Annotated in this window: 17 protein-coding genes; 5 read left to right on the top strand and 12 right to left on the bottom strand. The window is 37.2% G+C overall.

The window, feature by feature from the left end:
- Nucleotides 1–48: 48 nt before the first annotated feature.
- The gene (locus tag SHI21_RS02995; protein WP_323574634.1) at nucleotides 49–924 is read right to left on the bottom strand and encodes a hypothetical protein; all 876 of its coding nucleotides are present in this window, start codon (nucleotides 922–924) and stop codon (nucleotides 49–51) included.
- Nucleotides 914–2,446 (bottom strand): hypothetical protein, encoded by a 1,533-nt coding sequence (locus SHI21_RS02990; protein ID WP_323574633.1) that lies wholly within the window; start codon nucleotides 2,444–2,446, stop codon nucleotides 914–916. Before SHI21_RS02990 ends, SHI21_RS02995 begins: the two co-directional genes overlap by 11 nt.
- A gap of 204 nt (nucleotides 2,447–2,650) precedes the next feature.
- On the opposite strand from SHI21_RS02990, the gene SHI21_RS02985 reads away from it, so the two are divergent.
- Entirely contained in the window at nucleotides 2,651–3,145 is a 495-nt protein-coding gene (locus SHI21_RS02985) for a hypothetical protein (protein WP_323574632.1), read from the top strand.
- Nucleotides 3,146–3,182: 37 nt separating this feature from the next.
- Here SHI21_RS02985 and SHI21_RS02980 read toward each other — a convergent pair whose 3' ends face one another.
- The 8 genes from SHI21_RS02980 to mprF form a co-directional block, all read right to left on the bottom strand.
- Nucleotides 3,183–3,473 carry a hypothetical protein gene (locus tag SHI21_RS02980; RefSeq protein ID WP_323574631.1) on the bottom strand — a complete coding sequence of 97 codons (291 nt, stop codon included), beginning with the start codon at nucleotides 3,471–3,473 and terminating at the stop codon, nucleotides 3,183–3,185.
- Nucleotides 3,474–3,569: 96 nt separating this feature from the next.
- The gene (locus tag SHI21_RS02975) at nucleotides 3,570–4,331 is read right to left on the bottom strand and encodes a hypothetical protein (protein WP_323574630.1); all 762 of its coding nucleotides are present in this window, start codon (nucleotides 4,329–4,331) and stop codon (nucleotides 3,570–3,572) included.
- A 150-nt stretch (nucleotides 4,332–4,481) separates the two neighbouring features.
- A complete protein-coding gene (locus SHI21_RS02970) occupies nucleotides 4,482–4,916 on the bottom strand; it encodes a glyoxalase superfamily protein (protein ID WP_323574629.1) in 435 nt (144 codons plus the stop codon).
- Nucleotides 4,917–5,078: 162 nt separating this feature from the next.
- A complete protein-coding gene (locus tag SHI21_RS02965; RefSeq protein ID WP_323574628.1) occupies nucleotides 5,079–5,420 on the bottom strand; it encodes a phage holin family protein in 342 nt (113 codons plus the stop codon).
- A 65-nt stretch (nucleotides 5,421–5,485) separates the two neighbouring features.
- Nucleotides 5,486–5,971 (bottom strand): RrF2 family transcriptional regulator, encoded by a 486-nt coding sequence (locus tag SHI21_RS02960; protein ID WP_323574627.1) that lies wholly within the window; start codon nucleotides 5,969–5,971, stop codon nucleotides 5,486–5,488.
- Nucleotides 5,968–6,444, bottom strand: a complete 477-nt coding sequence (locus SHI21_RS02955; protein ID WP_323574626.1) for a carboxymuconolactone decarboxylase family protein — start codon at nucleotides 6,442–6,444, stop codon at nucleotides 5,968–5,970. The genes SHI21_RS02960 and SHI21_RS02955 overlap by 4 nt, the downstream gene beginning before the upstream one ends.
- A gap of 86 nt (nucleotides 6,445–6,530) precedes the next feature.
- Nucleotides 6,531–7,919 (bottom strand): AcvB/VirJ family lysyl-phosphatidylglycerol hydrolase, encoded by a 1,389-nt coding sequence (locus SHI21_RS02950; protein ID WP_323574625.1) that lies wholly within the window; start codon nucleotides 7,917–7,919, stop codon nucleotides 6,531–6,533.
- Complete coding sequence (gene mprF, locus SHI21_RS02945; protein ID WP_323574624.1) at nucleotides 7,919–10,483, bottom strand: bifunctional lysylphosphatidylglycerol flippase/synthetase MprF; 2,565 nt, start codon at nucleotides 10,481–10,483, stop codon at nucleotides 7,919–7,921. Before mprF ends, SHI21_RS02950 begins: the two co-directional genes overlap by 1 nt.
- Nucleotides 10,484–10,593: 110 nt before the next feature.
- Here mprF and SHI21_RS02940 point away from each other — a divergent pair, with 110 nt between their 5' ends.
- The 4 genes from SHI21_RS02940 to SHI21_RS02925 all read left to right on the top strand — a co-directional run bounded on the left by SHI21_RS02940 (nucleotide 10,594) and on the right by SHI21_RS02925 (nucleotide 14,647).
- Nucleotides 10,594–11,415: a class I SAM-dependent methyltransferase gene (locus SHI21_RS02940; protein ID WP_323574623.1), complete on the top strand. Its 822-nt coding sequence runs from the start codon at nucleotides 10,594–10,596 to the stop codon at nucleotides 11,413–11,415.
- A gap of 102 nt (nucleotides 11,416–11,517) precedes the next feature.
- On the top strand, nucleotides 11,518–12,954 hold the full coding sequence (locus SHI21_RS02935; protein ID WP_323574622.1) for a hypothetical protein: 1,437 nt from the start codon (nucleotides 11,518–11,520) through the stop codon (nucleotides 12,952–12,954).
- Nucleotides 12,955–13,160: 206 nt separating this feature from the next.
- A complete protein-coding gene (locus SHI21_RS02930) occupies nucleotides 13,161–13,736 on the top strand; it encodes a hemerythrin domain-containing protein (RefSeq protein WP_323574621.1) in 576 nt (191 codons plus the stop codon).
- Nucleotides 13,737–13,915: 179 nt separating this feature from the next.
- Nucleotides 13,916–14,647 carry a class I SAM-dependent methyltransferase gene (locus tag SHI21_RS02925; RefSeq protein ID WP_323574620.1) on the top strand — a complete coding sequence of 244 codons (732 nt, stop codon included), beginning with the start codon at nucleotides 13,916–13,918 and terminating at the stop codon, nucleotides 14,645–14,647.
- On the opposite strand, the gene SHI21_RS02920 is transcribed toward SHI21_RS02925, so the two are convergent.
- Complete coding sequence (locus tag SHI21_RS02920; RefSeq protein WP_323574619.1) at nucleotides 14,644–15,051, bottom strand: hypothetical protein; 408 nt, start codon at nucleotides 15,049–15,051, stop codon at nucleotides 14,644–14,646. The two genes, SHI21_RS02925 and SHI21_RS02920, sit on opposite strands and share 4 nt — an antisense overlap.
- A complete protein-coding gene (locus tag SHI21_RS02915; RefSeq protein ID WP_323574618.1) occupies nucleotides 15,051–15,470 on the bottom strand; it encodes a DUF1761 domain-containing protein in 420 nt (139 codons plus the stop codon). Before SHI21_RS02915 ends, SHI21_RS02920 begins: the two co-directional genes overlap by 1 nt.
- Between the last annotated feature and the right edge of the window lie 61 nt (nucleotides 15,471–15,531).

Raw genomic sequence — 15,531 nt, 5'->3', positions numbered from 1 at the left:
GAATTATTAGACTGATAAGTGCCTTATCGGAGTGAATGAATCAAGTAATTACAGATTACAGAATGCTTTTCGAAGAGCTTCAACAGCTTTCTTTTCTTTATCAGACAACTTACTTTCATCCTGCCCACCAAAGACAGAGACTTCATTACCTGAATAAGTTTTGATGTTTGTTTTTGAAACTTTCTCAATATCATTACTTAAGTGATAAGCACCTTGCGCTCTTCTGGTCGTAATACCATGCTGATCCTTAACCTCAATCGTTCCATCAGCGTAAATCGCCTTAGGATAGGCCTTAACCAGATTGCCTGCTTCATCACGAATGATGACTTCTTCTTTAGTGAAAAGTTTTCCTTGAATGATCGCATTGGAATTCTTTCCATCGAGCGTGAGAAAAATTTCTCTTCCACGCAAATCTTTCTTTTTATAAACCAAGACCTTCTTATCACCAGCACCCAGCTCTTTTGCGACATAAACATCTGCTGGGTCTACATCACGGTATAAAACAAATGGGCGATCTTTATGAAGATCCCATCCCATGATTGCAGGATTTGATTCTTTAATTGTTTGATTAGCAATTTTATCCAGTACAGGTGAACCTGAATTCATTTTCGTCCTTTGAAGACGCATCGAATTTCCATCAACTTGTTCTGCTGACATAGAAGCTACATCTGTTCCCTCTATGGCCTTTGTTAGAAGATTGCGGGCCCTTATCTGGCGAAGATTCTCTAACTCCGCTGCCAACTGAGTTCGCTCTGTAATTGCCTGCATCGAAGTGCTTGTGTTGTTCTTTATTTTTTGCTCAAGATTCTCCATCCTTCCATCTAGAGATTGCTCGTCAGTATTTCTGATGGCAGCATCTAAGATAGATTCTGCACTGGCATAAGAGTTAAAAAGAAAAATGAAAAGAAAAACTTTATAATTCACAACGTCCTCCTTTCTTTAATTCCTTTAACAAGATTTCAGGATTAGCGAGAAGCACCTCACGGCTTTCATCATCTAACTTATCAAGAACCACAAATGCTTTTATCTGCTCTTCTGGATCTAGCTTAGCTACAGCTTTTTCCATGCGAGCTTGTTGACCAGCATTTAATTTCTTTAAAGAGAGTGCAAGTTTACTTTTTTTATAGATTTGAGAAAGCCCACTAAATCCAACATGCCCTACACCAAAACCAATAAGCCCTGTCATTTGTTGTGTGGTCATATCTTTAACAAGTTCAGACTCTTTCCCTCTGATAAGCTCAAGTTCTTTTTGATTCACTTCATTTTTTGTTAGAGCAGCTACAACATTTCCTTGATCATTTAGATCATTATATTTTCCAAGTGAGTCCGCAAAATTAACGGCCGCTGCTCCCGATGCACCCCATCCAGCAACAACCGCTGTAGGGCATCCGATAACTTGTCCTATTCCTGTTGGCGTAATACATAATAGAAGCCCTCCCATAGAGGCCACTCCCATTCCCATAATTGTCGAGTCATCTATAGGTGGATTTGCTTTTCTACATTCACATAATTTTTTGAAAACTTTATCTGGAGCTACTGATGAATTGATCGCTCTCTGGGCCGATTGTGAGTGGAGTGTTAAAATTTCGCACTCTCTGAAAGAGTCTATCTTTGATAAAGCACCTAACTGACTCGCCAGTGATTTTTGTAAATCATCTTTCAAGTGAGTTCTTATTTCTTCTTTTGTCCCTTCAGTAGCAGGTTTAAATCCTCTTATCCCACTGACTGCTAAAGATTTCGACGAAAGCTCTGATGTGCTGATGTCAGACAACTTCGCGGGAGTATCATTGAATAAAAAATTATCCAACAACCTTGAGTCGTCACTTGTTTCTTGAGTGAAGGCTTGTTTTTCATTTAATCTAGGAAGAGCAAACTCCTTAAGCTTCATAAAATTGTGTTGAGTAATTAATGGATAGCGGACTTCCATAAGTTTTACTCTCTCATCAATCTTCTTTTTATCAATCTCACTCAATCCAAAATTCTCTTTTCGGCGCTTAAGATCATAGTAACGAAGACTTGCTATAAAATACTTATCCAATAATTCTGGATTCAACTCCTGCGATGAACGAGTCGCCTTGATTCCACTACTTTCTAATTTTTTTAAACGATCACTTAGTACTGAGTTATTATCTTTGATTCCCATTTTTTGAAGAAGGCCTAATGAAAGAGTCACCTGTGACTCTGCCATCGTGAGCACTTCACGTTTGATTTCATCTGTTGCGAGATGAATATCAATGTCTTCAACATTCTTATCTAAACTGTTGTAGCTATTTTTCTCAGGAATCTGGCAGATTGGTTTTAGATTATTTTCTTCCAGCGATTGCTCACATGCTTTGCTCTCACCTCTTACATCATCAAGAGTGTAAGGAGTTTGCGCATGAATCTTTTCCATCCCAAAAAGAGATAAAAACAGGATTAAAAAATGGAGGCCATTAAAGCATTTCATAGACTTAAATTATCGGAATAAGGCAGATGAATATTAGTTGAAAAAGCAAATTTCTCAACAATACTTCCAAGCTAAACAATCAATATCACATAATCGATATCATCTGGACCTTCATTCTAATTATTAGATAAACACCATCCCTTTATAAATCTTGAATCCACTCACCATTTCCCATATAACGCCTCAACTTAACCAGGACTACATATGAAATCGATCATCGCTACTCTTCTTCTTATCTCTTCAATCAACGCCTTCGCTTTAACAAACTCTCAAGTTAACGACCTGTATGAATCTGGAAATTATAATGAAAAATCTTTTTCAGAAGCAAAACTTCCAGCTGCTCAAAAAGCAACTATCCTTAAAAAAATGGAAGCAGTTTCAGAAGAACTTGCAAACATCTGGGGTGATACGGTTTTAGAAGGCCCATACAATCTTCTAGGAGATCCAACTCTAGATGTTGAATCAATCAGAGTTATCTATAAAGGATCTGAGCTTGTTGGTTTCTACGGTACTGTTCGCGCTGACGCTGCCTTTACTGATTCATGCGAATATAACGATGAAGTAAGTGAAGAAGAAGCAGATAGAGAATTTAATGAATGTTTACAAGACTACAAGGGATATATCTACGAGAACTTTCTTGTGAATAAAAATGGCTCTTATATTGAAGAGTTTTCTGAACCAGCTGACTTCCAAGACTAAAAAGTAAAAAGGCCCGCGAAAAGCGGGCCTTCTTTTATTATCTGTATTGAACTGCGATTCTATCTAATGTCGATTCTGGGATTTCTTGTCCGTCTTGAATTGATTCATATTGGCTCATTACTGCTTCATGAAATTGTTCGAAACGATCTGGGTGAACTCTGCTTGCGAAAGCTGTAGAAAGAATTTCGTAATCAAGATCTGTTTCGCTAGCGTGGTCTACTAGCATATCAATAAGATCCATAAGTGAAAGACTTGTAAGGCTATTTGTATCTACTTCTGCACCAGAAGAAATTAAGTAATCGATAATTGTGTCTTTTTCCATTTGCATGATTCATTCCTTTGAAACGATTAGTAGTGTCTCTATTTTAATCAGATTCTCAGGAAATGGTGAAAAAATTTAAAAGATTAATGATTGGAGATAAAATTAGTCAACTTTATCAAATCCCTTCTGCGAAGCAATCCCTCTTTCAGCAGTCGTTTTGAAATTCTGAGGTTGATAAACCATCTGAACCTGAGTCGAAAACTCCTGAGTGAAAACTTTTTTTACGTCAGCGGCCATTCTGAAAGATGAAACAGTAAAAACGAGAATTGCTGATGTTTGAATTGATCTATAAAATCTTGCTTCTTTATACAACTTCGCTCTGAAAAGAATCAGATAGGCCGTGACAAATAAACAGGCCATCGAAACGCTCATACTCATATAAATAGTCATGACTTTTTTCCAGGCAGTGTTTACGCAATTGAGATCACATAAAGTATTGCCTACGATTTCTGGATTTAAAAAATTAAATGGAACTGAAAATAGCCAATAAAAGAATGTCACTATAATTGATGTGGCAACAACCCAAAGCACTGGTGAATTACGGTGAAATGTTAAATCCCATCCTTCTTTTAGCGATTCCTGGCAAATCGCCTGAAAGTTTTTATTCACAGTCTTCACTTCGACATTCATAAAATCATCTCTAATGAATTTTTCTCTAATATCTATGTAACCATGAAAACTTTTTGCATTGTAAAACATTCTATATGTCGGACTTTCATTTAAATTTAATTCAATTGATGTAACTTCATCTCCACTAAACACCAGATCCTTTTTATAAAAAACATCCCACATACTATAAAATGGCACTTGCATAAAAAATGAGAAAGCATCTAAGTGAGTTTTTGGTGCAAATGTATATTTCATTTTAATCTCCGATTAACTCTCTTTTCGGAAGATTAAACAAATAAATGAGGGAAAAAAAACGACCAGCTTCTCCCTACTTAGTTTCAATATAGTCCTTAATCAGAACTTCCAGCCACTAATAATAGGCCCGCTTTTATCCGGGCCATTTTTTTACTTTGTCTTTTGAGCTTCACGAATTTTCTGCACAACTCTTTCCCACGCGTTTTTATTCTGTGGAATTGTCCAGTCATTTCCTATCGCGTTTAAGTCACTATCCTCTGGTGAAATTCCCAAAGCTTGAATGTAGTGAACATCACAGATAAAAAATTGTTTGTGATAAGGCAGAAGAAACTCTGACGCTTTTAAATTGGTGCGAGCTTCATCAACAGTGTTGTACCAGACTTTCCACTGTGCGCTCCAATGAGCTGGATTAAATAAATCGGTTTCCTCGAAATTCGCATTGAGCTCTCGCCATGATTCAAAGCCTCTTGCCTTCGCCACAATTTGAAGCGCATCTTTTAATTGAATTTCTTTTCCGGATTTCTTTTTGGACTTCTGCAGAAGCTTGGCCCTGATTTTTAACGATTCGATACTAGAACGTGACATAACAAATACTCCTTTGGCATTGTTACCTTCCCGTGATTGGTAACCAAAAGATTAAATGTATGAGAGGAGAAATTCGAAGTGAGGTTCTCTTGGACGGGAGCAGGCACCTTCGAAGCACCTGTTCCTTTTTTATAACACAAAATCAAATTGAGTTCAAGTTGGCTAGAAAGTGACGAATATGTTCATCAGGATCTGAACGATTACAAGAACAAATGCTCCGATAATAGCAGTCATCCAATCGGCGATCTTAAAACTCGACATCATTCCGGCCGCTAATCTTAAAACGATGGCATTCACTACGAAAGTGAAGAGTCCTAAAGTTAGGATATTGATCGGAAGAGTAAGAAATAACAGAATAGGACGAAGAACAGCGTTTAACAATCCGATCACTAAACTCGCTATCAAGGCCGCTTTGAAATCTTTGATTTCAAATCCTTTAACAAGCTTAGATGTAATGAGTAAAGCGAGAGCAGACAAAATCCAGACAAGAAGAATATAAAGCATACTTAATCCTTGGTAGAAATAACTGCTTTGATCTTGTTCCAGTTCGAATACTTTGTCCAATAAGTTTAATTTTTTTCAAACAACCAATTATTAGAATATTCCAAAGCATCTTCTGGAACCACTTCAATGACAGAGCTTATCATGTCAGAGAGTTTTTGCTTTCTTAAAACATCTCTCCATGCATTGTCGGCCTTATACATCACACTGGCGATTGTACAAACAGAAGTTGGTTTTGCAGGTTTACCTTTGCATGGGATATTGCCTCTGATTTCCTGGCAATTAAAAGTCACTTTTTTGCCTTCTACAGCTTCAACAATATCAAGCATCGTAATTTTTGAAGGGGCTCGAGATAAACTATAACCACCTTTAGGACCTGGCGTGGTATTGACCAGACCTGCGGCCGCAAGAGCTTGCATGGCCTTTGATAAATACTCTTTGGGAACACCATGAAACTCTGCCAGAAGTTTTGCAGAAACCTGCACTCCTTCCGGCATCCTTCCAAGCACTGTCATACAGTGAAGTGCCCATTCAACTTGATTACCAAGAATCATAGTTTAACATTCTCCACACCAAGAGCTTTATCCATTGATCCTGCTACTGATTTGAAACTCACACCGAAACGATTCCACATATTAATTAGCGCTACGGACATTGTTAATTCTGTAATCTCTTTTTCGTTAAAATGTTGTCTTGTCGCCAGATAAAGTTCATCACTCACATCATTCGAACTAAGTTTAGTAAGAACCTCAGTCCAATTCAATGCTGCTTTTTCTTTATCAGTAAAAAGAGTTGATTCATGCCATGTAGATAAATGGTGAAGTCTCATTTCTCTTTCTTCATCTTTTCTTGCTTGTTTCACATGCAGATCAATACAGAAATGACAGTTATTGATTTGTGAAGCGCGAATTTTCACTAAATGGATCAGGTGCTTATCCAGAGTTGAGTTTTGAAGCATTCCTTCGACGTCGTTTAGTTTAGAAAAGGCTTCAGTAAATTGTGGGTAATAATTCATGCGTGCTTTCATTATGCACCTCCTATTGTGGATATATATTATCCGCAATAGGAAATATCGTCAAATCACACAATAAGTGATTAATAATACTAAACTATCTAGATGCTCTTTAAAATAAGTGCGGCGATTTTATCATAGTCTCCACCAAAATGGTGGCCACCTGGAAGTTCAATAACTTTGATGTTTTCCTTTAAGACTTCACACCCACTATCATCTTCTTCAGTTCCAAAGATACAAATATTTTTTAAAGAGGATGCACTACTGGAAAGTTTTATAATTTCTGGTTTGGTAGGCTTGCCATCTTCGGATGCACCAGTCGTTAACCAGTTTGAAAAGTTAAATTCAAATTCTGCATTTCTTGATAGGCCAATATAGATCGAAGCCAAACTTTGCTTTTTTACTTCATCAGAAACTCTATTAAGTCCAAATGGAAGAGCATCTGCTCCCATAGAGTAACCAACCCATAGGATTTTACTTTTTTTCCATTCTTTCATGTAATGAACACCGATGCGATTCAGGTCTCGGCCAATATCATCTTCTGTTTTAGGTTTCCAAAAATATTTCAATGAATTTAAACCAACAACACTGTAGCCTTGTTCGTTGAAGGCACCTGCAAGATCTTTATCAAGACTTGCCCATCCTCCATCTCCAGAAAGAATAACCACCAAAGTACTATTTGATTTTCCTTCCACTTCCATTTCTTCAACTGGCAAATCCTGAATAGCTGGATTTTTTGCTTTGGGGCGATCAAGATCAATAATTTTAGTAAAGGCCTCTTTAAATTGAGGCATCCAATTTTTTTGAACGCTAAAGCCATGTCCTACTTTATTGAGTTCTACAAAAGTCGTATTAGGTAATCCTTCAGTGAATTTTTTTTGTTCAGCAAATGAACAAACCTGATCAATATTCCCATGAAGAACAACCCATGGTTGTTTTAGTTTCTCATAAGGCTTCATGAGAAAGTCTTTATTTTTTTTCAGAACAGTTGATTCCAACCCACTCCCTTTACATAAAGGTTTATCGGCCTCTATATCCGGGCAGAAACCTAAAGAGATCGCTCCTTTAAAAGTATTCGATGGCGCTTGGGCAAGTACACCGTAAACTAAACTTGCTCCAGATGAGTAACCAACTAATGTTGGGATAACATATTCTTTGAAATTGAATTTCATTTGGATCAAATGACTCAAAGATTCCAGATCAGCTGCAACGTAATGACACTTCTCTTTACTCTTTAATAAATTTTTAAAGTAAGCAGGAGTGCTGATTCCAACGACCACTGTATCAGGTGCTTCCAGACTATTGGCCATATCGACAACACCAGCGTTCCATCCCCCATCACCAGAGAGAAAAAGTATGAACTGCGAAGGTGAATCTTTTTCAGCACCATAGATTGTGACCTTACCAAATCGTCCGGCATTAAATGTTTCTGTTTTAGCAAAAGTCACAGTAGAAAATAGGAGACAAATTAATAGTAAAAACATTTTCATTACTTATCCTTTTTTAATCCTAATACTCCAAGTGCGCCACCGCCAATCAAGAAAGTCACATCTGTTAGTGTTCTTAAGAATGATAATCCCCCATAAGAAGCAATAAATCTCATCTTCCATTGTGGATCATACTTGGCCTTATAATCGTGAAGACCCTGGAAGTTATAAAAATGTTCTCCATGTCTATAAATGAAAGAGCCTAGTTTGTACCATAATGGGGCCCATGGATTTGAGCGAAGCCCGGACAATGGCGCCATTCCAAAGTTGAAGCTTTTAAAGTTTTCACTTTGGCCCCACAGAAGAATTTTCACAAAAAGATAATCCATAATCCCATGAGGTGAAGCTGTGTCGTATCTCATTAGATCGATACTAATTTCATTGCCTGCTCCTAACCATAAATTAGCAAAGGCCATAATCTTTCCATCTTTTTCTATAATGGCACATGGAAAATGCTTGATATAATCCTCTCTAAAAAAACCTAGAGAGAATCCTTTTTCTTTCGCATTTTTGTCTTTCATCCAGATATCAGAAATTTCTTTTAAACGATTCATGATCGCAGGCACTTCACTCTTCGGAACGATTCTAAAACTTAGCCCTTCTTTTTCTCCACGCTTTTCATTATTGCGAAGACTTTTTCTTGAACTGCCTTCCAGAGAAAATGTCGTTAAGTCGATGTGTGCTTCTTCGCCTAATTTGAAAATTTGTAGTCCTTCTTCTAGCGCCTGCCCGAGGGATCTTTCACTTAATTGATAAAAAACAGGCTTGGCCCCTTGAAGGTCTGCCTTGACGATAAAATCATGCATTAATTTTTTTCTGGAAGCTGGCTCGCCGTATGCATCACCTAAAACAACCCATGAATCAGATTGAATGCCGTACATGATAAAGGCCTTCTTATCTTCAGAAATCATGATGTGCTTATCTTTAGTCCATACTAATTGAGCATCTGTCTCGGTTACATTTTTTAGAATTTCTTCAATAACTCCTTCTTCTTCTGGAGTCATCAGTGGCTCATCAACATGCTTATCTGATTTTAAATAAGTGCGAACAGCAATAAAAATAAAAATCGTAAATAAGGTTAATGTCGAGCGCAGAAATCGTTCAGCATTACCACGCGAGTGGAACTTAAACCAAAGTGCATCTGAATAAGGAATTTCCTGATAGGCAAACAGACCGGCATACATACTCAGTAATAGAATTCCAAGGATGATGATTATTTGGAAGTTTGTATTATCAATAAAACGTGGTGGTGATGTTCTATAAAAGGCATCTTTAGTAAATAATGAGAAAGCAAGAATCACACTTAGAAGAATGGCCTCCTCATAATCAAAGCCCTTCAATAAAGAAGTGATGATTCCAACGATTAAGAGAATCTGCACCATATGCAGGGCTTTTTTATTTTTTCCCCACAACTTAAAAGAAAGAAATAATAAGAATAACCCTGTGATTGATGAAGCCCAATGTGAGAGTTCCATAACAAATAAAGGAACAACCTTATGAAGATTATGTGTTCTTGAAGCAATGGCCGGGAATACGCTCGAAAAAAGTAAAACAATTCCGCTGATGAATGTCGCAATTGCTAAAAGTTGAGCAATGATGGGAGAAAGCATCGTCCTGATAATAGCTGTCGCTTTTTTCGTATGCTCTCTTTTTAAAATCATTTCATCTGTTGCCACTCCGGCCAGAGTTAAAAAAAATGGAATGAAATAGTATATGATTCTAAATAGGACAAATGATGTTAACAGTTCATGAGCAGGAGCAAATGGAACTAATAACTTAAGGAGCACACTATCAAAAACCCCTAATCCACCTGGCACCTGACTAATTAACCCGGCCAGCTGAGCAGTCACAAATAAAACAAGGAAATGAGTAAACTGAATATTGGCATCGGGTGGTAACAAAAAATACATCACCAGTGAACATAAAGTCAGATCAAGCACAGACAGCGACAGAAATCCCAAAGCTTCTTTGGTTGTAGGAATTGAAATGGCAATATGCTTACCAAATGTAAATTCTTTTTCTGCATAAAACCAACTGGCCCCCATATAACAAATGACCGGGATGAGTAATAAGAATCCAATGACATCTATCAACTGAATACTAAGCCCTATTGCACTCGCATCATTTGGATAAATAATTAATCCAACTCCACCAAGAGTCAAAAACCCCAACCAGAATGAAATCGTATTTTGCAAAGAGATATGACTAATCTGTCTTAATTCTAATCCTTCTCGCGAATAGTATCTTAAACGTAACGAAGCACCTGAGATGAGTGAATGACCGACCAGATTGCTTAGTGAGTAAGCAAAGAAAGAAATCTTAAAAGTTTTCAACCAACCAAGTTGTGCCTTAATTGTCTTTAACCCTATCCAGTCATATCCGCTTAGCACAACAAAGTTTACAAATGTAAGAAGCAGAGCAATTTCAATTTTATAACTAGACCAATCGGCAATTTCACTATGTAAGGAATGAAAAGAAATGGTCATCAATTCTTTGTGCACCAGAAAAATAGCAAGCCCACAAAAAAGAACTGGCAATGCAAAAAGAGTATATTTTAAGAATTTCATCAGCATATTTTATATAAGCTTATTAATTTCTCCTAGGGAATTAATCTAAAACTTTTTACTTGATGAATTCTCTTCAGAAGCTCATAGTTATTAATAACCTTGAGGTTTTTATGTCTACATCAAATAATCCTTTATCAAATTCAGAACCATGGAATTTAGTCGCAGAAAATTACGGAGAGATGGCCGATTGGGTAATGACCCCTTTTGCAAAGAAGGCATTAGAAATTTTGCCTGCTGATAAATCTTCCAGTGTTCTTGATGTGGCCTGCGGAACAGGTATCCTGACTTGTATGATGGCCAACCTGGTTAACAATGTTCACGCATTGGATTTTTCAACGGACATGCTTTCTGACTTGCGAGCAAGACTGAATAAAAGAGAAATTCAAAATGTTGAGATCACTTATGGCGACGGACAGAATCTTCCTTTCAAAGACAATACCTTTAACGACGCCTTCTCTCTTTTTGGACTAATGTTTTTCCCTGATCGTATAAAAGGCTTCAAAGAACTTTATCGTGTTTTAAAACCAAATGGCCTTGCCATTGTTTCAAGCTGGGCCCCCCTTGAAAAATCGACGCTCATGCAAGCAACAAGTGCTGCCGTTAAGGCCGCTCTCCCTGATGCTCCTTCACCTCGTGCTAATTCAGGTACATTAGAAAATCCCGAGCTCTTTAAAATTGAAATGGAAGCTGCTGGTTTTCAATCAGTGATTATTCACGAAGTCACAATGGATCTTCCAGAAATTACTCCTAATATGTTTTGGAAATTAATGTCTGAAGGTGGAGCACCGATTGCTTTATTAAAAATCAAACACTCTCCTGAAGAGTGGAATTCGATTAACGAAAAAATTATTCAACATTTAAACTCAACTTATTCAAGTAATACGATGAAGCTTGCAACCACTGCTTACTTTGGCGTCGGAAGAAAAAAGTAATTAAGTATTTCTTCATTTTAAAACGGTTTTGCTCTTGCAAAGTGAACGTTAGTTTCAACATTCAAGTTGTTGATTAACAAACGTTAACCATAGAGGTGCTTAATGAATAAATTTGTCCCTACTTTTTTAGTCTGCTTCATATTTTTCCTCTTTATTCACAATGTTTCAGCACATGAAACCTGGGTGAAAAGTAATTCTCACTCCCGCCATTTTGTAACCATTGATGACGATGACGACAGTATTCAGGTTAAATTTTATCGCCAGGACTTTGGCGATTACCAGGATAAAATTTCTGCTTATCCATTTAAAAACGTTGAAGAAGCAAGAGAGTATATTCAAAAAAATTATTCTGATTTCACTTCAGTCAAAAAACTTGAATCATGGCCGGTTGATACGTTAGTAGATACGAAAAAAAATAAAGAGCTCTGGACTGCGACAAGTTCATGGAATGATGAATGGGAAAAAAAATATGCTGATTGGTTGAAGTCAGAAATAACCGATGATTTCTATATAAGATATAATATCCCCACTGATTGCGCTGATGCTGTGATTGGTTATCGCTGGATTTTTGCCCGCATCTACTCCCTTCCTGTCGCAAACACTGTTTCTGACACAGGATCACTCTTCGGGCATTTTTCGATGAGAAAACAATGGGAAGATCTACCGACATCGGCCAACTGGTATGATGATAGATTATTCATGGCCGCCCTAAATTATGTCATGGATATGACCAGCACCAGAACAATTATGAATACAGATGGCTTTCGAGTTGCGGTCACTCAAAAAGGATTGCAGGCCGGATCGTTTATTGTAAGCCAGACAAATGGTTCAGGGCACATGAGAACCATCACGCAAAATTATTATGATGATCCAACAAGCCTTCCTATTTTTACTTTCTCTTCAACTGCTCCCAGAGAAGTTCGTCCACTCTATAAGGAAGCTTTTGTTGATCAGGCCTGGCCAATAAGAGGAGTGCGAGAAATCATGGCCTTTAGATGGCCGGTGGTGAATAGAAATTCATGGACATTAAACGCTAAGACAAACGATTCAAGGTATTCAGAAGAACAATTTGATTCTACTTTGCAAAAGCAATACATGTCTTTTATTCAATTCGTTTTAAGTCGTGTCCATAAAGACTATGACCCGAATAGTTTGGTCACAACTGGTATTACTGATTTAGTTAACTATACCTATATCAGAATTAAAATTGTCCGTGATGGTTATGAATATTGTAGAAGTCATGACTGCAGACCTGGGACTCAGGCCTATGAAGACTGGAGCACTCCAAATCGTGATGCAAAATTTTTAATTAAGTTTAATGAGGTTGAGGATTTAGTGAGAGCGTTCGACCCAATGTATCCTGGACTTCTGAAAAACTGGTTGGATAGTTTAAACTCAAACATTATCAACATTGAAGGAACTGATCTTTCCCTCGAACAAATTCGAACTTTATTTGAAAGAAAATTACCAAGTTATAATCCAAGTGATTCCATTTTAAAACGCTGGGGTCTAAGCTCATTTCTGGCAGTTAAATACTAATTTTTTGTCACCCTAAGTGTTTTTTCTTAGGGTGATTTTTTTCTAAAGTTTTTCTTGAGTAAAAAACTTTTTTCCCCCGAGTAGTCCAAATATTCCCCGAGAGCATTTGAATACATATTGGAAATACATTCAACTCCTTTGGTTTTGAAATTGCAGTATTACTAAGTGAATTTGAAAAACAGATTCGGATAACAAAGGACTTCTTCATGACTTACGAAAAAGAGACTCTAAAACAACTGCGAATATCTCTTGATGAAGAAGATGATGAAACAAGCATCATTCCAATACTCGAAAATCATCACAAATACCTTAAAGAATATATCTCCATTCTTATGAATTCAGAAACACCTGCTAAAGACAAGCAGGCAACGGCCACTTTATTTTTTCCCATTTTCAATATGCATGCCAAAGCAGAAGAAGAAGTTTTTTATAGCACCCTTCAAGACTCCACGAATAAAGAAGTTCGCATGGAAGGACTACATGGAAAAGACGAACATGAAATAGCTTATGAACTCGTCGACGAGTTAAAACAAATGGGTGCTGAAGTTTCCTGGTCAGAAGAAATAGACTCTAAAATGAGAGTCCTGACTAGTTTATTAAAAAACCATTTAAAAGAAGAGGAACAGGTGATGTTTCCAATGGCGGAAAAAATAATTCCAGAATCTAAGCTAATGGACTTAACAGATGAGTATTTAGATAGATGTAAAATATATCTGGACATGGCCATGGAGGATACGCCTTCGGAAGTATCAAGAAGTGATGTAATAACGTTCTTTTATTAGAACTCATTATCAATAGAAAATTGGCCCACAATAGACCCGGTGATTTCTCCACCGGGTCTTTGTGTTAATAACGGCACACTTATAAACTTAACTCAAAGAAAGGATTAGATTTTTTAATTAATACCTTTAAATTTCTTTTTCAATTTTACAAAACCCTATAAACTAGTCGGATGTACAACATGGTTTCTAGCATTCAGTTTTTTTTTCTAAAAAAGTTTTATCAAATCGATACTGCTGCACCTGTGTCGGAAAATCGTTTATCACTCGATAAAATTTTCACTGATAGTTTTCCTAAAAAAGTAGCCGGAAAATTTGTCGTAGATTTTGGCTGTGGACATGGTGGTGATACAGAAACAATGGCACGCTGGGGAGCTAAACTTGCTCTGGGACTTGAGATCCGCGATGAGCTTGTTCAAAACAATCGAAAGCGAATTCAACTCGACAATTGCTCATTTGAGACAACTCTACCGACTGACCTAACATCAAAAGCAGATATGGTTATTTCAATCGATGCTTTTGAACATTTTGATCATCCCGCAGAGATGTTAAAGATCATGTTTAATTGCCTTCATTCAGGTGGAGAGGCCTATATCAGCTTTGGACCTACATGGTATCACCCTTATGGTGGGCATGCCTTCTCAGTCTTTCCCTGGGCCCATTTAATCTTTACCGAAAAAGCTCTGGTTCGCTGGAGAAACCAATACTATCATGATGGCGCAACTCATTTTCACGAAGTGGCCGGTGGCCTGAATAAATTATCAATAGCAAGCTTTGAAAGGCTTTTTAAAAATAGTGGTTTTGTTATTGAAGATCTTTATTGCAAACCGATTAAGGGATGGCGCTGGCTTCAACTGATTCTGGGAAGAGAGTTATCGACCAGCATGGTTCTAGTAAGACTAAAAAAACCTTAGTCTTTATTGCCTGAGTTAATATAATCCTTCCATTCTTGTTGAATTTTTATATCGCTCTTTTTAAGTTCAGTGAACACGCGCTGTTGATATTGAACTAAGATCTCGCGGTCTTTCGCACTTAATTCTCCATCTTTTGTCAGATCGACAATCTTATTAATGAATTCATAATAAGCATTACATTCTTCACCAACAGCATCGCAACTGATTGCGCGTGTTGATTCTACTCCGTCGGCCATAAAGTTCATAACTTTCACATCAGGCTCATTCATCAGTTTGGTAATGACTTCTGTGATCTGAACAACTTGCTTTGAATAGTGACCGATAGTCACTGCAGGCTTTTCAACCTTCTTCGTGCAAGAAAAACTAACAACAGAAATAGCTAAAATTAAAATAAGAATTCTCATTACTTTCTCCAGAATGCCAGGATCATACCCATTAATGATAATCCGACCATGGGATAAGAGATATTAATTAATGCGAGTTTTAAAGGTTTCATTGAAAAATAATGATTTGGAAGCATCGTTGTCAGGGTAAATCCAAGCCACGAAAGAAGTCCTAATTTCAAACCTTCTAGCGCAGTTGTTGAATGGCTAAAAATGATGAGATAACTCAAAATAACGGCCATTAAAATAGAAGAAAAAAATGAAGCGAAATAGCCATGGACTGCTGCTTTTTGAGAGGCCGGATCACTCATGTGATCAGGGCCGATGCCCATCAGTTGAATAAAGGCCTTACTAAAAATAAGTCCATACCAGATAAAGCCAAGGACCATATTAAGGACGGCACAGATAAGGATCGCGGAAATATTGTATTGAGCAAACATAAAAAAAATCTCCAGTGACACTCTTCATATCACTGGAGATTCTAAATCAAACTTAATTAGA

The organism is Bacteriovorax sp. PP10 (assembly GCF_035013165.1).
GTDB lineage: Bacteria > Bdellovibrionota > Bacteriovoracia > Bacteriovoracales > Bacteriovoracaceae > Bacteriovorax > Bacteriovorax antarcticus.
Note: the sequence above shows the minus strand (reverse complement) of the source record. Positions and strands in the feature narration are given on the sequence as shown.